Source organism: Streptomyces spirodelae, from assembly GCF_017676385.1.
Classification (GTDB): Bacteria; Actinomycetota; Actinomycetes; order Streptomycetales; family Streptomycetaceae; genus Streptomyces; species Streptomyces spirodelae.
The window spans coordinates 1-19,171 of record NZ_JAFFZN010000050.1 but is presented as its reverse complement, the minus strand read 5'-3'; the positions used below and the strand labels follow the sequence as shown (position 1 = coordinate 19,171).

Here is a 19,171-nt window from a genome sequence, read left to right as displayed (position 1 = left end):
AGCCTGCAGGGACGCACCGACGGCGACCACCTCGTCCGGATTCACGCCCTTGTGCGGGTCCCGCCCGGTGAGCTCCTTGACGAGTTCCGTCACCGCGGGCATCCGGGTGGAGCCGCCGACCAGGATCACATGGTTGATGTCGGACAGCTCGACGTTCGCGTCGTTCACCGCCTGGTGGAACGGCGTCTTGCACCGCTCCAGCAGATCTTCGGTCAACTGCTGGAACTGCGTGCGGGACATCTGCTCGTCCAGGTGCAGCGGCCCCTCGGCCGTTGCGGTGATATAGGGCAGGTTGATCGTCGTCTCGGTGGACGAGGACAACTCGATCTTCGCCTTCTCAGCGGCCTCGCGCAGCCGCTGGACGGCCATCTTGTCCTTGGACAGGTCCACGCCGTGGCCGGACTGGAAGCGTTTGACCAGATGGTCGACGACGCGCTGGTCCCAGTCGTCACCGCCCAGGTGGGTGTCGCCCGCTGTGGCCTTCACCTCCAGCACACCCTCGCCGATCTCCAGCAGCGACACATCGAACGTGCCGCCCCCGAGGTCGAAGACGAGGACCGTCTGCTCCTCCTCCTTGTCGAGCCCGTAGGCCAGCGCGGCCGCTGTGGGTTCGTTGATGATGCGCAGCACCTTCAGACCCGCGATCTCGCCGGCCTCCTTGGTGGCCTGCCGCTGCGCGTCGTTGAAGTACGCCGGCACGGTGATGACGGCGTCGGTGACGTCCTGCCCGAGGTAGCTCTCCGCGTCCCGCTTGAGCTTCTGCAGGACGCGGGCCGAGATCTCCTGGGCCGTGAAGGACTTGCCGTCGATGCTGCCGGACTCCGGGAAGCGCCAGCCGGCCTCACCCATGTGGCGCTTGACGGAGCGGACGGTGCGGTCGACGTTGGTGACCGCCTGCCGCTTGGCGACCTCACCCGTCAGCACCTCGCCGCCCTTGGCGAACGCCACCACTGACGGCGTGGTCCTGGCACCCTCGGCGTTGACGACGACCGTGGGATCGCCGCCCTCCAGGACGCTGACCACCGAGTTGGTGGTGCCGAGGTCGATTCCGACAGCGCGTGCCATGGCCGTCCTCCTCAGGAGTGCCGGCATCTTCGCGAGCCGACGAAGTGCCGGTTGGGCTACACCTGAGTCTTGCCCTCCTCGATGGCTTCGGCCACCTCAGCCGTCCGTTCGGCTTCCTCGGCGGCGAAGCGCTCGGCGTCCAGCTTCTCGGCGATCTCCTCGTCCTGCGCCATCAGCAGGTCGAGATTCTGGTTGCCCATCTCGAAGACACCCATGTCGACATAGGCCCGCTGGAGGCGTTCACCCCACAGGCCGATGTCCCGCACACAGGGGACGATGCGGCTGAAGAGGAGCCTGCGGAAGAGCTGCGTGTACTCCGACTGCTCGCTGAGGGTGTCGGCCTCGGCCCGTGGGATACCGAAGTTCTCCAGCACCTCGGCGCCCTTGAGGCGGTCGCGCATCAGGTAGCAGCCCTCTATGACGAACTCCTCGCGCTCGCGCAGTTCGGCGTCGGACAGCTGCTTGTAGTAGTCCCGCAGCGCCATCCGGCCGAAGGCGACATGGCGGGCCTCGTCCTGCATGACGTAGGCGAGGATCTGCTTGGGCAGCGGCTTGTCCGTGGTGTCCCGGATCATGCCGAAGGCCGCCAGCGCCAGACCCTCGATCAGCACCTGCATGCCCAGGTAGGGCATGTCCCAGCGGGAGTCGCTCAGGGTGTCGCCGAGGAGCGACTGGAGGTTGTCGTTGATCGGGTACAGCATGCCGACCTTCTCGTGGAGAAAGCGGCCGTAGACCTCCGCGTGCCGGGCCTCGTCCATGGTCTGTGTCGCCGAGTAGAACTTCGCATCCATGTCGGGCACGGACTCCACGATCCGTGCGGCACACACCATGGCGCCCTGTTCGCCGTGCAGGAACTGGCTGAACTGCCATGAGGCGTAGTGCTTGCGCAGTTCGCCGCGTTCGGCCTCGCTCATCTTGTCCCAGTAGGGCGTCCCGTAGAGCGTCATGGCCTCGTCGGGGGTGCCCAGCGGGTCGTTCGGGTCGACCTCCAGGTCCCAGTCGATGCGGCGCTGCCCGTCCCACTGCTTGTCCTTGCCCTTCTGGTAGAGGGCCAGCAGGCGGTCGCGCCCGTCGTCGTACTCCCAGGAGAAGCGCGCACTGCCGGAGGCGGGGATCTGCCAGAGGGGGGCGTCGGTCGCGTGCGTATAGAGATCGTGTGAGGACACAGACGTCTCCTTCAGTCCACGAACTGCCCGGTACGGGACCGGGACCGGTCCCGCGTTGCTCCGTACGGGCGGGTAGTTGGCAGGCTCACACGCGTGTTACCGCCCGGTCAACAAGTCGTGCGCGGGGGATTGACGTCCTTGCTGACAGGCAGTCTCATAAGAGATGACAGCAGAGGTGACCGCCGGTAACACTCGTACGAGATCGCCGGCACCCGCAACGAAGAGGTGCCCCAGCATGACGACAGCGCCTGACATCGCCGATATGGAACGCGAGGTGCTCAGGGACGCCCTCGGTCTGCTCAAGGACCGCGAGCAGGTCGCCGAGCGCCTCCTCGAGTCCTCCAGGAAGCACTCATTCGACCCCGACACCGAACTCGACTGGGAAGCCCCGTTCGAGGACGACAAGTGGTTCTGGCCACCGGAGCTGGTGTCGCTCTACGACACCCCGCTGTGGAAGCGGATGTCCGAGGAGCAGCGGATGGACCTGGCCCGCCACGAGGCTGCCTCGCTCGCCTCACTGGGCATCTGGTTCGAGGTCATTCTGATGCAGCTGCTGGTACGGCACATCTACGACAAGCCGCTGACCAGCAACCACGTCCGCTACGCACTGACCGAGATCGCCGACGAGTGCCGGCACTCGATGATGTTCGCACGCATGATCAAGCGGGGCGGGGCGCCCGCGTACCCCGTCTCCCGGCTGCACCACAACATGGCGCGGCTCCTGAAGACCGTCTCCACCACGCCCGGTTCGTTCACCGCGACGCTGCTGGGCGAGGAGATCCTGGACTGGATGCAGCGGCTCACCTTCCCGGACGAGCGCATCCAGCCGCTGGTGCGCGGTGTCACGCGGATCCACGTCATCGAAGAGGCCCGGCATGTGCGCTACGCGCGCGAGGAGCTGCGCCGTCAGATGGTCAAGTGCCCGCGGTGGGAGGCCGAGCTGACCCGCATCAGCTCGGGTGAGGCAGCCCGCGTCTTCTCCATCTCCTTCGTCAACCCGCAGGTCTACGAGAACGTCGGACTGAACAAGAAGGAGGCCGTCGCCCAGGTGAAGGCCAGCGGCCACCGCCGCGAGATCATGCAGGCCGGCGCCAAGCGGCTGACCGACTTCCTGGACGACATCGGCGTACTGCGAGGCGTCGGCCGCAAGCTTTGGGTCAGTTCGGGACTGCTGGCCAAGTGACCCCGAGGGGCCGTGGGCGGTTCATGAGGGCCCCGTGAAGCAACCGTGCGGAACTCAGGGGCCCGGGGCGAACACCGACGCCGCCGGGACAGTTACGCTGCACTGCATGAGCAGCAGCGGCACCGCCCCGGCGTATCGCAGGCTGAGCGTGCACGAGCGGCGCAGCCAACTGCTCGGACACGCGCTGGGCCTGTTCGCAAACCGGCCGCCGGAGGATGTGTCGCTGGACGACGTGGCGGTCTCGGCCGGGGTGTCGCGACCGCTCGTCTACCGGTACTTCCCCGGCGGCAAGCAGCAGCTGTACGAGGCCGCGCTGCGCAGCGCGGCCGATCAGCTCGAACAGTGCTTCGCCGAGCCGCCCACCGGGCCGCTCACCACACGGCTGGCCCGCGCGCTGGACCGCTACCTGGCCTTCGTCGACGAACACGACGCGGGTTTCATGGCCCTGCTGCAGGGCGGCAGCGTGGTGGAGACCTCCCGCACGAACGCCATTGTCGACGAGGTGCGCAGGGACGCCGCCGAACAGATCCTCTCCCACCTGGAAGCCGAGCAGGGCAGCCAGGGCCATGGGTCACCGCGGCTGCGGCTGGCCGTACGGACGTGGATCTCCGCCGTGGAGGCCGCCTCGCTGATCTGGCTGGACGAGGGCAAGCAGCCCCCGCTGCCGGAGCTGCGGGACTGGCTGGTCGACCACTTCGTCGCCGTACTGACCGCGACGGCGGCCGGCGACCCGCAGGCCGCTGCCGTGACCCGGCGGGCGCTGGCGCTGGAGGAGCCCGACGGTGCCGTCACACAGCTGGTGCGCCGGGTGCTGCCGGTGGTCGCCGACTCCGGGCACCTGCTGTGAGGGGGCGCCTGGGCGTACGCGCCGTGGGGCACGTACCGGGCCGTGGAGCGCGTACCGGGCCGTGGGGCGCGTACCGGGCTGCCACGTACTGAGACTTAAAGATTACTTGAAGCCTGGTCTAGGCTGAGCCCATGCCGACTCAGCTGTCATGGAAGGCCAAGGAAGCCACCGTCGGAGAGCTGGCGGAGCGTGCCGGTGTGGCCACGTCCACCCTGCGCTTCTACGAGCGCGAAGGGCTCATCAGCAGCCGCCGCACCTCGGGCAACCAGCGCCGCTACAGTCGCGACACGCTGCGCCGCGTCGCCTTCATCCGGGCGTCCCAGCGGCTCGGCCTGCCACTCGCCGCCATCCGGGACGCGCTCGCCCTGCTGCCGGAGGGCCGCACGCCCACCAGGGACGACTGGGCGGCCGTCTCGGAGTGCTGGCGAGAAGACCTCAACCAGCGGATCGCCCTCATGGAGCAGCTGCGCGACCACCTCACCGACTGCATCGGCTGCGGCTGCCTGTCGCTGACGTCCTGCGCACTGGTCAATCCCATGGACCGACTGGGCGAGCAGGGACCTGGAGCCCGCCAGCTCGCCCAGCCCTGCGGCCCGGACCCGGCTCGCGGCGAGCAGTCCGGTTCCGGCTGCCGGGGCGAGGAGGATTCCGCGGACCGCGGCTCCAGTGCCGCGCGGAAGGGGGCGGATTCGTGTGCCTCCCAGGCCGACTCGTGCGTCACCCAGGAGGACGGTTCGCCGGGCACGGACTCCGGTGACCGCGCGGTGGTTGCCGCCGGGTCCGACAGCGGAACGGTCTGAGACGGTGCGCAGCGAGGAGACCGCCTTCAGTGGCGGGCCGCTGGACGGAAGGACGCTCTCCGTTCCCCTGGGACCGACCGGCAGGCCGCCGCGCAGCTACGAGGTGCCGGTACCCGACCCGGAGGGCGGCCCGACCGTGGTCCACGTCTACCGGCTCGAACCCGCCGCCGTGAACCGCCTGGGGCTGCCGCGAGGCTGGAAGTACGTCTACGAACCCGAAGGACGGCCCGCCAAGAGCCCGCTGGAGCGGCTGCCGTGGCGCAAGAGGCGCGGCAGCTGACGCCAGTGGTCTGGACCGGTTACCCCGGAGGCTCGCTCCGCGCGGCGCCGGCGGGGGGCGCGGGGAGGCGCCGCGCAGCCTGGACAGCGTCACAGGGAGAAGGTTTCCTGCTGGCGTGATCGAAGGCATCGCGCGACTGCGCGAGACGGACCCTCGGCGGCTCGGCCCCTTCCGGCTCTTCGGAGTCCTCGGACACGGTGGGGCGGGCACCGTCTACCTGGGCAAGGGCACCCCGCGACGGGGTGCGCGCAAAAGGGCGGTGGCGGTGCGCGCCGTGCGCCCCGAACTGTTGCGCGACCGCCAACTGAGGGCGCGGTTGCGGCAGGAGACGGCGCGGGTCGCCGACGCCGTCGACAGCCCCTTCGTCGCCCACGCGTTCGGCTGCGAACTCGACAGCGAGCACCCGTGGATCGCCGAGGCGTTCGTGCCGGGGGTGTCGCTGTCCGCGCTGGTGGCCAGGTACGGGCCGCTGCCGGAAATGTCCGTCCGCGCGCTGGGCGGCGCCCTCGCCCGTGCCCTGGCCACGCTGGACGCTGCCGGAACGGCACACGGTGACCTGCGGGCCTCGAATGTGCTGCTGACGGCCGACGGGCCGCGCCTGGTGGACTACGGAATCGCGCTGGGCCGACGCTCGGCGGCCGTCGGCGCTGCGGGCTTCGGGCCGTCGGCGCGGAGGGCCGAGGACGTCTTCGCGCTGGGCACCGTGCTGGCACTGGCAGCGAGTGCCCGACACCCCTTCGAGGACAGCGCGCTGCCCTCGGCACGGGAGGGGCCGGATCTGGCGGCGGTGCCCGACTCGCTGTGCGTGCCGCTCCTCGCCTGCCTGCACAAAGCGCCCGAGACCCGCCCGCACCCCGAGTCGCTGGCCCACACACTGGACATCTCGGGCACCGCGAACCGCCCGGCGCGGGAGTGGCTTCCGGAGCCGTATCTCCACGAGATCGGCAGTCGTGCGGACGAGGCCCGGGCCCTGGCCGGGCGGTGGGGCTGGGGTCACTGACGGTCGGGATGACCTGAGAGGTCTGAGGAACCCGAGGGGTCTGAGGAACCTGAGGGACCTGAGGGGCATGAGGGCCGCTGAGTTGCGGTGCGCGTGAGCTGCCAACCCGCCCTGGTCACTCCTGCGGGTGAAGACGGCTCGGCCGAGGGTGCTGGACACGGCGGCGCGGCAGCGGTAGAGACCGGCGATTTCTGCTCGTTGGTGCCATACCGGGCCCAGAGCGCCCGCGTAACCAGGCACGCGGCCGGACCAGGATCGCATCGCTCTCCGCAGTACGAGCGGGCGCCGCCGGGGGGCCTCCGACCCGGATACGGGTTCGCCGTTGTCTCGATCGAGTGAGAGACGTCCGCCCAGCCGCTCAGCTCGCCCTGAGCCGGTGGCCTCGGCCGTGCCACGATCGCCGCAGAGCGGTCGATGACGGGGAGACGCCGCTCGGGAGCGAGGTGTGCGGTGTTGAGGGCGTTGTGGCAGACGAAAGCGTGGCCGGCTCGCCGAGGAGGGCGACCGGTGAGCGGACGGGGCAGGGAGGGGCGCCGACGGGGGCCGGACGGCGTGCCCGGACCGGGCATCGGCGCGGTGTCGGCCGGGCTCGTGCTGGCGGCCGTGGCCGTACTGGTGCCCGCAGCACCCGGTCTCGGTTCGGCTCAGGCGGCGGGTGCGAGGGCGCCCGGCACGCCGGGACCCGGACCTGCGCCGGGGCCACCCGACGCGGGGCGCAAGTCGGTCAGCGAACTGCTGGGCGAGCTGGGGCTGCTGTATCAGCGCACTGAGGAGGCGTCAGAGGCGTACAACCGTACGGCGGAGAGGCTGAAGACCCAGCGGGCGGCGGCCCGCCGGGCGCAGGCCCAGCTCTCGCGGGCCCGCTCCACGCTGGCGGCCGAGCGGCGGCGGGCCGGTGAGCTGGCCCGCCAGCAGTACCGGGGCGCGGGCACCGGCCTCCCGCCCACGGTGCACATGCTGCTCGCCCAGGACCCCCACCGGCTGCTGGAGCGGGGGCATCTGCTGAAGCGGGCCGCCGGCGACCAGGCGGCCACGGTACGGAGGCTGAGCGACGGCACACGGCGGCACGCGGCTGCGGCCAAACGGGCGCGGGAGGCACTGGCGCGGCAGGAGCGGCTGGCGAAGCGGAAGAAGGAGCAGCGAAACGAGGTGCGCAAGCGGCTGCGGAAGGTCGAGCGGCTGCTCTCCTCGCTGACCGGGGATCAGCGCGCTCGTCTGGGCGAGCTGGAGCAGGATCGCGCTGACGCGGCGCAGCAGAAGCTGGTGGCCTCGGGCGCGCTGGACCCCAGCGGTGCCAGGGGCTCGGCCTCGGCGCAGGGACGGAAAGCCCTCCACTGGGCCCTGAAGCAGGTCGGCAAGCCCTATGCATGGGGCGCCGAGGGGCCACGCGCCTTCGACTGCTCCGGACTGACCTGGCGGGCGTGGCGCCATGCGAACCGCGACATTCCACGGACCAGCCAGGAGCAGTGGCGCCGGCTGCCGAAGGTGCCGCTGGACGAGCTGCGCCCCGGCGACCTGGTGATCTATTTCAAGGGAGCGACCCATGTGGGCATGTACGCGGGAGGCGGACGCGTGGTGCACGCTCCCCGGCCGGGGAGCGCGGTGCGGCTGACCCCGCTCGCCGCGAGCCCGCCCATCGGCGCGGTGCGCCCGGACGGGCGGCGCGCGTGAGGCGGATCGGGGTGACGACAGGGGGTGGACCGCCTCCCGGGACGGCGACCGGACCGGCGGTCCGGGGCCCGGTGGCCGACTGCGGGCCCAGGAGGCGGGCGTCGGCCTCACTCCAGTTCGGCGAGGAGCGCTGTGGCGTCGTCGTGCCGCTTTCCGCGGAGCGGCGCGTGCTCCGACTCGGCGGTACGGACCCGGTTGACGAGGGCACGCGGCCCTTCCTTGCGGACGAGAGAGAAGAGCCCGGTCCAGTCGCCGAGGTGGAACGTCTCCGTCCAGCGGGTGGCGCCGTCGGTGAGGGCGAGCAGGGCGCGGACGTCCGCCCTCGGCTCACTGCCCGTCACCGCGTGCGCCGCGACGCCCGGGTCTGCGGCGGCCGTGTAGAAGCCGCTGCCGTCCGGAGCGTTCCGCAGGTCCTCGACGGCGCGTACGTAGGCCGCGCGGTCCGATGCCTCACCGGTACGGCGCACCCGGTCGCGCAGCGCCCGCACGGTGGGCGGCAGTTCGGCCAGCCGCCGGTCGAGTACGGGGCGGACCGTGCCGTCGGCGGCCTCGACCAGGAGGACGGAATCGGACAGCACCAGGTGTTCGACGCGCTCCTCGTCCCAGCGGGCCACGACGACGGTTGCCTGAGGAGTACGCGGGTGAAAAAGATCACATGTCTCCCGATGGGCGTCAGCCGTGCGGGCCACCGCGGCAGCGAGGCATTCGGCCAAGCCCATGTTGCCGCACGCCCCCGCGAGTTCGAGCAAGGCACCACCGAGCCGCGCCACGAACCACGGCACTCCGTGGCGGCACCCGTCATTCCCCTCGGGCGGGGTGACACCGTCCAGCACCACGAGGGCTCCGCCGGTGCCGGAGGCGGGCAGGGCGGCCGACGCGTAATCCTCGTTGAGGCGTTGAGGATTGCCGGGTTCGGTGACCATGTCGATGCGCATGACGGCAGTCTGCCGGACCGTCGATCTTCGAGCGGCCCGTGACCGCCGTGACGGCTGCTCCACGTCCCGCCTCGGAGGCGTGCGCGACGGTGCCGATGCACTCTCGGGCGTTGCCGGGTGCCCGGGCGCAGGCAGGCGAGGTCGGCCGGAAAGCGACCGGGCGCAGAGCGGAATCAGACCCTCCACAAAGTGCGACAGGCATCCTGCCAGGACGCGGGACGGATTTCCAACCAGCGCCCGAGGTGCGGACAGCGCCCGGCTCAGGCCGAGTTGTTCCGCCGCCGAGGAGTGATGTTCACTCCTTCGGGTGGCCCAGCAGGGGATTCTCACCCGCCTCAGGAGCGCACTGCCAAGGTCGGTCGTCGAGTGTGGGGACACCGCGGAGCACCGCGCGGCCCAAGGCCCGGAGAGAAAGCTGGGAACCGAAGGTCGCAGAGGGTGCCGGCGCGGGGGCGGGGCCACCCTCTCGCCACACACGTTGGACTGTGCCGCCCGGGCCCTCCGGGAGAGGCGGGACGAGATTGCGAGTGCGGGTGCGGAAGAAGCAACGTCTCAGTGCGGACGTTCCCCAGGCCACGGCGACCGGCACCGGCGCCACTCCCTCCGCGGAAGCGGAGGCGCTCACCCCGGTGGGACGTCGGCGCGCGCGGGTGCGCAACAGGCTGTTGATGTCCGTCGCGGTAGGTGCGGTGGCCGTCGTGGCGGCGGGAGCGCCCACCCTGGTGGCCGGCTCCCAGGACGCCGCTGACGCGCAGGCCCTCGTGGATCTGGCCCGGCTCGATCAGCAGGCCATCGCCCTGTCCCACTCCCTCGCGGACGAGCGCGACGGCATGGTGGAGCACCTCGCGGCCGGCCGCAGCGGCAAGGGCGGTACGGGCGTCACGGAGGCCCAGCGCGACAGGGTGGACAGGCGGGTCCGCGAGCTGCGGGTGGCCGCCTCCTCCGCACCGTCGGGGTCCGCCGCCCCGTCCGCCTCCCCCGGCACGGTCGTGGAGGCCCTCAAGAAGCTGCCCGCCGTCCGGCAGCGCGCCATGGCAGGCAAGGGCGGCCCGCTGGACGCCTACGAGTCCTACTCCGCACTCATCAAGACACTCCGTCAGCTCACCCGCGGCATCGCCGACGGACTGCCGGCGCGCGCTGAGAACCGGACGGCTGCGGCCCTGCCCGACCTGGCACGCGCCGTGGAGCAGGCATCGGCCACCCGTGGCCTGCTGGAGGCGGCGCTCGCGGGGCAGGGGACCCAGCGCTCCCTGGTAACGGCGGCGGGACAGGCGCGCGTGCGGGAGCAGGCAGCGCTGGCGGACTTCGAGGAGACGGCTGACACCAAGGCCCGCGAGACCTACAACACGACGGTCAACGGCGCGGACGTCAACGTCGCCGAGCGCTATCTGAAGGTCGTCACCGCGCAGAACCGCCTCACGCCCGCTGCCCGCGCTGTGGACCGGGAGCGCTTCGACAGCTCCGTTTCGGCCCGACTCGCCCATATGCGAGGAGTGCAGTCGTCGTTCGCGGCCGCGGAGATCAAGCGGCTGGAGAGACTGCGGGACGACGATGTGACGGCTCTGCAGCTGCGGGCCGGGCTGGTGGGAGGCTGTCTGCTGCTCGCCGTCGCGGTCAGCGTGGCCACGGCCCGCTCGCTCACCCGGCCGCTGTCGGTGCTCAAGCGCGGTTCGAAGCGGATCGCCCAGGACCCGGCGGCAGAGGAGCCGATCACCTTCAAGGGCCGGAACGACGAGTTCGCCGATGTGGTGAGAGCACTCAACACGCTGCGAACCACGGCTGCCGATCTGAAGCGCCGATCGGCCTGCGCGGAGCGCGAGCAGGACGAGCTGGCGGTGGAGAAGGCCAAGCTGACGGAGAAGCACCGGTTGCTGGGCGAGGAGTTCGCCGCCCTACGGGCCGAGCTGGAGACCGCACGCGAGCAGTCGGCCGCCCGGCAACCGCACGGCAGCGTCCTCGACACAAGCTCGGTTGTGGCCGACGACACCCGGGTGGGCGAAGCACCCCGCGCGGCCGGCTCGGAGGCGGACCACAGCACCTTCGCCGACCTGGGCACCCGAACGCTGACGCTGGTCGAGCAGCAGCTGGGCATCATCGAGGGGCTGGAGGAGAAGGAGGCCGACCCCGACCGGCTCGAAACCCTGTTCAAGCTGGACCACCTGGCCACCCGTATGCGACGGCACAGCGAGAATCTGCTGCTGCTGGCGGGCACGGAGCGCGGGGAGCGCGGCGCAGTCCCGGAGGCTGCCGGCCCGGCACCGCTGCTCGACGTGCTGCGCGCGGCTGTCAGCGAGATAGCGCAGTACGAACGCGTCGAGCTGGGGACGCTCCCGCCCGATGTACGGGTGAGCGGTCCGGCGGCGGACGACCTGAGCCACCTGGTGGCCGAACTCCTCGACAACGCCGCTGCTTTCTCCTCCACCGAGTCCGCGGTGCTGCTGAGCGCACGGACGCGGGCAACGGGCGAGGCCGTGGTGTCCGTGGAGGACGCGGGCGAGGGCATGGCCGGGGCGCAGCTCACCGAGCTGAACACCTGGCTGGCCGAACCGCTGACCGTGACGACGGCGCAGGAAGCGGGCGTGTCCTGGGGGCTGGGCATGTACGTGGTCGCCCGGCTCTCGGCACGGCACGGGATACGGGTGCGGCTGCGCGCACGGGAGGGCGGCGGCACCGTTGCCGATGTGACCGTCCCGGGTGCACTGCTGGTCGGCCACGGCGCGCCGGAGGACGAGCACGCACACCTTGGGGACGAGCACGCCCCGGAGGGCGACGAGCACGCCAGGGCCGAGGACCAGGCCCCCGCTCCAGCCGCGGCTGCGACCCCGGCTCCGGCCGCGGCTCCGATCCCGGAACGGAGGACGGAAGAGGGACCGGCGCAGTCGGCCGAGTCGGCGCCGTCCACCGAGCCGGCACCGTCCGCCGAGCCGGCCGAGCCGCAGGGCTCCGCCGTGCATCCGGGGCTGCCCCAGCGGGTCCGCAGGGAGACAGCGCATGAGCCGTCCGTACCCCGTCCGCGCAAGGGCGGCGCCTCAGCGGAGGAGCTGCGGCGGAAGCTCGACGGGTTCCAGCAGGGCACCAAGAAGGGCCTGCGGGACGCGGGTGTGTCGGACGCGGCGCTTCCGGAGTCGGGTATGCGCACGGACACCGGGGTGACCCCCGCCGCCTCAGCCCCCGGCTCCGTCGCCGAGGCCGAAGGGCCTCGACAGGACCAGCACAGCAAGCAGGCCCAGCACGATCAGCGGCCCCAGCACGAACAGCAGCAGCGTGCGGCCCGGCAGACTGGCCAGGCCGCACGGGACGAGCAGACTGAGGACACCGGCAATGCGGAAGAGCGAGCGGGGGCGCAGGTTGACGGTGGTACCGCCGAGGAGGCACGTAAGTGAATCCGCTCACCACAGGGATCTCCGGCAGCGCGGAGGCACGTAACCTCCGCTGGCTCCTCGACAAACTGGTCGAGGAGGTGCCGGGTATCCGCTCCGTGGCCGTCGTCTCGTCGGACGGGCTCCTGCTGCTGGCGTCCGATCCGGCGCTGGGGACGGAGCACGGAGCCGTCACACTGGGCGCCGCGCGGGCACAGCCCCAGGAGCAGCGGCACAGACAGCCGTACGAACAGCCGCGCGAACACCCGCCCGGCGACCAGCAGGGGCCGCGGAACGGGATGCCCGGGATGCCGGTGCGCAGGCGGCGCGGAGGTTCCCGGGCGCGCGGCCCCAGGGGCACGAGCGGCGATCTGGCCGCCCTCGTCTCCGGGGTGGCCTCGCTGACGTTCGCGGCGGCCGATCTGATGGGAGGTGGCGCAGTGAAGCAGACCATGGTGTCCATGGACGAGGGCGCGCTGCTCGTCATGGCCATCGGGGACGGCTCGCTGCTCGGGGTGCACGCGGCGGCCGACGGCGACCTGGCGGCGGTCGGCTATCAGATGGGTCTCTTCGTGGGCCGGGCCGGCCATGTGCTCACCCCTGAACTGCGGAACGAGCTGAGGGGGGAGGTCGGGGCGGCTGCGACCCGGTGAGGGCCCGCTGCCCCCTTCATGCCTCCTGGTTCACTCCTCCTGGTCCGCCAGCGAATTGAGGCGGTGGAGCAGGCGGGCCAACTCGGCGATCTCGCGTCGGTCCCAGGCGGCCAGCTTGCGGGCGTACGACAGACGGCGCGCGTCCCGCACGCGGGTGAAGCGCCGGCGTCCCTCCGGGGTGAGATGGACGAGTGAGGCGCGGCGGTCGGCCGGATCGGGGCGCCGGTCGACCAGTCCGAGTTGGAGCAGCGCCTGCAGCTGGCGGCTTATCGTCGCCTTGCCGACGCCGAAATATCCGGCGAGTTCGGTCGCCCGCTGCTCCCCGGCGTCCTCGAGACGTACCAGCAGCCCGTAGGCGGCGGGCTCCAGATCGGGGTGGACCTGGCGGGCCATCTCACCGGACGAGGCGCGCGCCCGGCGCAGGAAGACGGCCAACTCCCGCTCCACATCCAGGCATTCGGGGCCGAACGCCTCCACGGGGTCGTCGACCGCGGAGGCGCCGTTCGGGGAGTCGGTGGAGTTCTTGTGCACGTCAGTGGTGTCTCCGTGGTTTTCCATGCAGAAACTTATCTCCAGCCAGCCCGATCGTCCCAGCTCCGCCAGTATTTCGCAGGAGTAGACCAACGGCAGACGGTGGGGCGTCTTCCGCGTGGCCGGTCTACGCGCGTACCTTCGCCCTGACATGACCACACCAGTGGCGTGTTGTCGCTCCGCGCGTCGCGGGGCAAAACCCCCCACGTCGGTAAATACTACGCACGTACCAGACCCCCACCACCGAGGCTCCGGAGGCAGCGATGCCCAGCTTCAGATCCGGTACGGCCCGTCGCAGACGCGGAATCGCGGCTGTCATCGGGATGTTCGTCTCCCTTCTCGCGCTCGTCCTGGCACTCCCGGGGGCGGCGTCGGCTGTCCCCGACAACGAGGACGGCGGTACGAAGTCGGCCACGGCCGCAGAGTCCGGCAAGGCCACGGAATCGGCCAAGGGCGCTGAGGGCCTGCGCAGCAACCCCAAGGCGCCGGGCAAGCCCGGGGAAGCCTGGATGGGCGCGGGCGTCCAGATGCACGAGGCGGACTCGACGAAGGGCACTCCGCCCGACAAGAAGCGCGCGGGGCTGCTCGCGTCGGTCCACGGTGTGGACGTCAGCAGCCACCAGGGGAACGTCGCCTGGTCGACCCTGTGGAACAGCGGGGTGCGCTTCGCCTACTCGAAGGCGACGGAGGGCACGAGCTACAAGAACCCCTACTTCGCACAGCAGTACAACGGCTCCTACAACGTCGGCATGATAAGGGGCGCCTACCACTTCGCGCTGCCCAACTCCTCCAGCGGTGCCACGCAGGCGAACTACTTCGCCAGCAACGGCGGCGGGTGGAGCAAGGACGGCAAGACGCTGCCGGGTGTGCTCGACATCGAGTACAACCCCTACGGCGCCACCTGCTACGGCCTGAGCAAGAGCGCGATGGTGAACTGGATCAGGGACTTCACCAGCACGTACAAGGCGCGGACCGGACGTGACGCGGTCATCTACACCACCACGAGCTGGTGGACGCAGTGCACCGGCAACACCAGCGCCTTCGGAAACTCCAACCCCCTCTGGATCGCCCGCTACGCCTCCTCGCCGGGCACCCTGCCGGCCGGCTGGGGATTCTGGACCTTCTGGCAGTACACCTCCTCCGGCCCGACCGTGGGCGACCACGACTACTTCAATGGGGCGATGGACCGGCTGAAGGTTCTGGCCAACGGCGGCTGACACCGCAACCACCCCCGGCCGGGGGCGTGGGGGTTGCCCCCACACAACACAGCAATGGGGCGATGGACCAGCTGAAGGCCCTGGCCAACGGCGGCTGAGCGCCCTCGTACGTGAGTGGCCCCCACCCTGCGGTGGGGGCCACTCTGTTGCCGGTCACGTCCGTCACGCCGCGACCGGCGCCTCCCGCGCAGGGGTCTGTGCGGGGGTCAGGGCCAGCTCCAGCACCTGGCGGATGTCGGAGACCGGGTGGACGTCGAGGTCGTCCAGCACCTCGGCCGGTACGTCGTCCAGGTCGGGCTCGTTCCGCTTGGGGATGACCACCGTGGTCACCCCGGCGCGGTGGGCGGCCAGGAGCTTCTGCTTGACGCCTCCGATGGGCAGCACCCGCCCGGTCAGCGAGACCTCGCCGGTCATCGCCACCTCGGGCCGTACCTGGCGTCCGCTGAGGAGCGAGGCAAGGGCGGTCGTCATCGTGACACCGGCGCTTGGCCCGTCCTTGGGCACGGCGCCTGCCGGCACGTGCAGGTGGATGCCGCGCTCCTTGAGGTCGCCCACCGGCAGCTCCAGCTCCGCGCCGCGCGAGCGCAGGTAGGACAGGGCGATGTGCGCGGACTCCTTCATCACGTCGCCAAGCTGACCGGTGAGAGTGAGTCCGGAGGCACCGGTCTCCGGGTCGGCCAGCGACGCCTCGACGAAGAGGACGTCACCGCCCGCGCCGGTGACGGCCAGTCCGGTCGCCACGCCCGGCACCGCCGTACGGCGCTCGGCCGGGTCCTGTGCGGCCTCGGGGGTGTGCCGTGGGCGGCCGATCAGCTCGCGCAGCTCGTCCACGCCGACGGTGTACGGCAGCTGCGCGTCGCCCAGCTGGTGCTTGGCAGCGACCTTGCGCAGCACCCGCTGCACGGACCGCTCCAGGGAGCGGACGCCCGCCTCCCGGGTGTACTCGGCGGCGAGCTTGCGCAGCGCCGCCTCGTCGAAGGTGACCTCGCCGCTCTCCAGGCCCGCGCGCTCCAGCTGACGGGGCACCAAGTGGTCGCGTGCGATGGTGATCTTCTCGTGCTCGGTGTACCCGTCGAGCTCGACGACCTCCATCCGGTCCAGCAGCGGCTGCGGGATGGCTTCCAGAACGTTGGCCGTGGCCAGGAAGACGACGTCCGACAGATCGAGTTCGACCTCCAGGTAGTGGTCCCTGAAGGTGTGGTTCTGTGCCGGGTCCAGCACCTCCAGCAGGGCCGCCGCCGGGTCGCCGCGGAAGTCGGAGCCGACCTTGTCGACCTCGTCCAGCAGCACGACCGGGTTCATCGAACCGGCCTCCTTGATGGCCCGTACGACGCGGCCGGGCTGGGCGCCGACGTAGGTGCGCCGGTGGCCGCGGATCTCGGCCTCGTCACGGACGCCGCCGAGCGCGACGCGGACGAACTTGCGGCCCATCGCGCGGGCGACGCTCTCGCCGAGCGAGGTCTTTCCGACCCCGGGGGGCCCGGTCAGCGCCAGCACCGCGCCACCGCGCCGTCCGCCGACCACACCGAGACCGCGCTCGGCGCGCCGCTTGCGTACGGCCAGGTACTCGGTGATGCGCTCCTTGACGTCCTGCAGTCCGGCGTGGTCGGCGTCCAGCACGGCCTGGGCGCCGGAGATGTCGTAGGCGTCTTCGGTGCGCTCGTTCCAGGGCATCTCCAGGACGGTGTCGAGCCAGGTGCGGATCCAGCTGCCCTCGGGGGACTGGTCGCTGGAGCGTTCGAGCTTGTCGACCTCTTTGAGGGCGGCCTTCCTGACCTCCTCGGGCAGGTCGGCGGCCTCGACGCGGGCGCGGTAGTCCTCGCTCTCGTCCTCGGGATCGCCGTTCAGCTCGGCCAGCTCCTTGCGGACCGCTTCCAGTTGACGCCGCAGCAGGAACTCGCGCTGCTGCTTGTCGACGCCCTCCTGGACGTCCTTGGCGATGGACTCGGCCACGTCCTGCTCGGCCAGGTGGTCGCGGAGTGCCTTCGTGGCGGTCTTCAGCCGCTCGACCGGTTCGGTGGTCTCCAGCAGCTCCAGCTTCTGCTCGGTGGTCAGGAACGGGGAGTAGCCCGCGTTGTCGGCGAGCTGGCCGACGTCGTCGATCTGCTGCACCCGGTCCACGACCTGCCAGGCGCCGCGCTTGCGCAGCCAGTCGGTGATGAGGGCCTTGTACTCCTTCATCAGCTCGGTGACGTGGCCGGGCAGGGGCTCGGGCGCGGTCTCGGTGACCGGCGTGCCCTCGACCCACAGCGCGGCTCCGGGCCCTGTCGTCCCGGTGCCGACCCGGACCCGCCGCAGGCCGCGGATGAGTGCGCCCGGGTCGCCGTCGGCGAGGCGTCCGATCTGCTCCACCCTGCCCTCGACGCCGATCTCGGCGTAGGTCCCCTCGACCCGGGGGACCAGCAGCACCCGGGGCTTCTCGCCGTCCGGCGCGTCCGAGGCGGCGGACTTCGCGGCGTCGACGGCGGCTCTCACGTCGCTGTCCGAGAGATCCAGTGGCACCACCATTCCCGGCAGCACGACGCCGTCCTCGGCGTCGATGGGCAGCACCGGCAGGGTGAGCGGTGTGGACTCCAGGGACTCAGCAGCCATGATCTCTCCCTAGGCAGGCAAGTTGAGTAATACCCACTCAATGCTTTTGAGGCTCCGTATGTTCCCCCGGTCGCGGGAGAGATCTGTTCGCTGTCAGCGATCGCCCGCCGAGGGACACGCCGCCGGGGGCCGAGGGTGCCCGTATCCGCTCAACCACCCGTGCGGCAGCGGTAGTCCCGTGCTCCCCCGGCCCCGCGGAGAGCAGCAAGCGGCCTACCCTGCCCCCATGTCGAATGCCGTGCTTCCTGTGGACCCGGCGGACGCCGGGCAGACGGTCACCGTCGAGCGGCGGGAGGGGCCGCACGGCGAGGTGGTGCTGCGGCGGCGCGGGCCGCACTTCGAGATCATCGCCAACGGCTGCTTCCTGATGGACACCTCAGACGGGCGTTCGGAACGGCTGCTGGTGCGTGCGGCGCTGGACGAGCTCGGCGAACGGGACCGGCCGCGACTGCTGATCGGCGGGCTCGGGGTCGGCTTCTCGCTGGTGGAGGCGGCACACGAGCCGCGCTGGGGGCGGATCACCGTCGTCGAGCGGGAGGCCGCGATCCTCGACTGGCACCGCACAGGACCGCTCTCCGCCGTCTCGGGAGAGGCGCTGGCCGATACGCGCACCGAACTGGTGGAGGCCGACCTGGTGGAGTACGTCCACGAGGCGAGGGCCGCGGGGCGGCACTTCGACGCCTTGTGCCTGGACGTCGACAACGGCCCGGACTGGACGGTCACCGAGGACAACACCGGTCTCTACTCCCCCGCCGGACTGGCCGCATGCCGGGCGGCGCTGGCACCCGGCGGAATCCTCGCCGTGTGGTCGGCACAGCCGTCCGAGAGATTCGAGGGATGTCTGCGTAATGCGGGATTCTGCCGTGTTCGGACGGATGAGATCCCGGTCGCCCGAGGCGTCCCCGACGTGGTCCACTTCGCAGCACGACCGGCGTAGCCGAGGCCCGTAGCAGGCCCTTACGCTGCTGTCCCAGGAAAGCCGGAAAGAGCCACAGGGGCGGGGTCGTATGGACCAGAAGAACACTACTCAGACACCTGGCGGCGCTGCCGCCGCGACCACCCCGGGCGCTCAGCGCCGGATCCTCGTCGTCGAGGACGACCCCACCATCGTCGATGCCATCGCGCGGCGGTTGCGCGCCGAGGGCTTCCAGGTGCAGACGGCCGGTGACGGGCCCGCGGCCGTGGACACCGCCGAGGCATGGCAGCCGGACCTGCTGGTGCTGGATGTGATGCTGCCCGGCTTCGACGGCCTGGAGGTCTGCCGCCGGGTCCAGGCCCAGCGCCCGGTGCCGGTGCTGATGCTGACCGCACGGGACGACGAGACGGACATGCTGGTCGGCCTCGGCGTGGGCGCCGACGACTACATGACCAAACCCTTCTCCATGCGGGAGGTCGCAGCGCGGGTGCACGTACTGCTGCGCAGGGTGGAGCGGGCGACGCTGGCCGCGCACACGCCGCGCAGCGGCATACTCCGGCTCGGCGAGCTGGAGATCGACCACGCGCAGCGGCGGGTGCGGGTCACCGGTGAGGACGTCCATCTGACCCCCACCGAGTTCGACCTGCTGGTGTGCCTGGCGCACTCACCCCGGGCTGTGCTCTCGCGCGAGCAGCTGCTGGCGGAGGTGTGGGACTGGGCCGACGCCTCGGGCACCCGCACCGTCGACAGCCACATCAAGGCGCTGCGGCGCAAGATCGGTGCCGAGCGCATCCGCACGGTGCACGGCGTCGGGTACGCCCTGGAGACCCCGGGTGCGGACGGCGCCGCGACACCGGTGACCGGTGCCGCGGCGGAGAGCTCCTGACGGCCGGAGGGAACGGAGCGTGGTGTCCGTTTCCGTGTCATCGTCGCTGACCACCCGCACCCGGTCGGCC

16 protein-coding genes are annotated in these 19,171 nt (G+C 71.2%); 11 read left to right on the top strand and 5 right to left on the bottom strand.

All coding sequences use genetic code 11. The features are described 5' to 3' along the window. A partial coding sequence (locus JW592_RS31840) for an Hsp70 family protein (RefSeq protein ID WP_209268760.1) occupies nt 1-1,065 on the bottom strand: 1,065 nt, incomplete at its 3' end. A gap of 56 nt (nt 1,066-1,121) precedes the next feature. After that, entirely contained in the window at nt 1,122-2,231 is a 1,110-nt protein-coding gene (locus JW592_RS31835; RefSeq protein WP_209268759.1) for a ferritin-like domain-containing protein, read from the bottom strand. A gap of 235 nt (nt 2,232-2,466) precedes the next feature. Between JW592_RS31835 and JW592_RS31825 the strand changes: the two genes are divergently transcribed. The 6 genes from JW592_RS31825 to JW592_RS31800 all read left to right on the top strand — a co-directional run bounded on the left by JW592_RS31825 (nt 2,467) and on the right by JW592_RS31800 (nt 8,012). Then, nucleotides 2,467-3,414 (top strand): AurF N-oxygenase family protein, encoded by a 948-nt coding sequence (locus tag JW592_RS31825; protein ID WP_209268758.1) that lies wholly within the window; start codon nt 2,467-2,469, stop codon nt 3,412-3,414. 106 nt (nt 3,415-3,520) lie between these two features. Then, nucleotides 3,521-4,261: a TetR/AcrR family transcriptional regulator gene (locus JW592_RS31820; RefSeq protein WP_209268757.1), complete on the top strand. Its 741-nt coding sequence runs from the start codon at nt 3,521-3,523 to the stop codon at nt 4,259-4,261. Nucleotides 4,262-4,392: 131 nt separating this feature from the next. Then, a complete protein-coding gene (gene soxR, locus JW592_RS31815; protein WP_229377202.1) occupies nt 4,393-5,061 on the top strand; it encodes a redox-sensitive transcriptional activator SoxR in 669 nt (222 codons plus the stop codon). A gap of 4 nt (nt 5,062-5,065) precedes the next feature. Then, nucleotides 5,066-5,341 carry a DUF8847 domain-containing protein gene (locus tag JW592_RS31810; protein WP_209268756.1) on the top strand — a complete coding sequence of 92 codons (276 nt, stop codon included), beginning with the start codon at nt 5,066-5,068 and terminating at the stop codon, nt 5,339-5,341. A gap of 115 nt (nt 5,342-5,456) precedes the next feature. Next, nucleotides 5,457-6,341 carry a protein kinase domain-containing protein gene (locus JW592_RS31805; protein WP_209268755.1) on the top strand — a complete coding sequence of 295 codons (885 nt, stop codon included), beginning with the start codon at nt 5,457-5,459 and terminating at the stop codon, nt 6,339-6,341. A gap of 507 nt (nt 6,342-6,848) precedes the next feature. Further along, nucleotides 6,849-8,012: a C40 family peptidase gene (locus JW592_RS31800; RefSeq protein ID WP_307805617.1), complete on the top strand. Its 1,164-nt coding sequence runs from the start codon at nt 6,849-6,851 to the stop codon at nt 8,010-8,012. A gap of 107 nt (nt 8,013-8,119) precedes the next feature. Here the strand turns inward: JW592_RS31800 and JW592_RS31795 are convergent, their stop codons facing one another. Beyond that, entirely contained in the window at nt 8,120-8,947 is an 828-nt protein-coding gene (locus JW592_RS31795; RefSeq protein WP_209268754.1) for a protein phosphatase 2C domain-containing protein, read from the bottom strand. A 533-nt stretch (nt 8,948-9,480) separates the two neighbouring features. On the opposite strand from JW592_RS31795, the gene JW592_RS31790 reads away from it, so the two are divergent. Next, the gene (locus JW592_RS31790; RefSeq protein ID WP_307805616.1) at nt 9,481-12,330 is read left to right on the top strand and encodes a sensor histidine kinase; all 2,850 of its coding nucleotides are present in this window, start codon (nt 9,481-9,483) and stop codon (nt 12,328-12,330) included. Next, nucleotides 12,327-12,959 (top strand): roadblock/LC7 domain-containing protein, encoded by a 633-nt coding sequence (locus JW592_RS31785; protein WP_209268753.1) that lies wholly within the window; start codon nt 12,327-12,329, stop codon nt 12,957-12,959. Before JW592_RS31790 ends, JW592_RS31785 begins: the two co-directional genes overlap by 4 nt. 30 nt (nt 12,960-12,989) lie before the next feature. Here JW592_RS31785 and JW592_RS31780 read toward each other — a convergent pair whose 3' ends face one another. Next, entirely contained in the window at nt 12,990-13,517 is a 528-nt protein-coding gene (locus JW592_RS31780) for a MarR family winged helix-turn-helix transcriptional regulator (RefSeq protein WP_229377201.1), read from the bottom strand. Nucleotides 13,518-13,753: 236 nt separating this feature from the next. Here JW592_RS31780 and JW592_RS31775 point away from each other — a divergent pair, with 236 nt between their 5' ends. Continuing rightward, nucleotides 13,754-14,707 (top strand): lysozyme, encoded by a 954-nt coding sequence (locus JW592_RS31775; protein ID WP_209268752.1) that lies wholly within the window; start codon nt 13,754-13,756, stop codon nt 14,705-14,707. Between the two features lie 162 nt (nt 14,708-14,869). Here JW592_RS31775 and lon read toward each other — a convergent pair whose 3' ends face one another. Continuing rightward, on the bottom strand, nt 14,870-17,299 hold the full coding sequence (gene lon, locus JW592_RS31770) for an endopeptidase La (protein WP_209268751.1): 2,430 nt from the start codon (nt 17,297-17,299) through the stop codon (nt 14,870-14,872). Between the two features lie 226 nt (nt 17,300-17,525). Between lon and JW592_RS31765 the strand changes: the two genes are divergently transcribed. Then, nucleotides 17,526-18,236, top strand: coding sequence for a spermidine synthase family protein (locus JW592_RS31765; RefSeq protein ID WP_209268750.1), 711 nt, complete (start codon nt 17,526-17,528; stop codon nt 18,234-18,236). A gap of 70 nt (nt 18,237-18,306) precedes the next feature. Then, a complete protein-coding gene (locus JW592_RS31760; RefSeq protein ID WP_209268749.1) occupies nt 18,307-19,101 on the top strand; it encodes a response regulator transcription factor in 795 nt (264 codons plus the stop codon). The last annotated feature ends 70 nt before the right edge of the window (nt 19,102-19,171 follow it).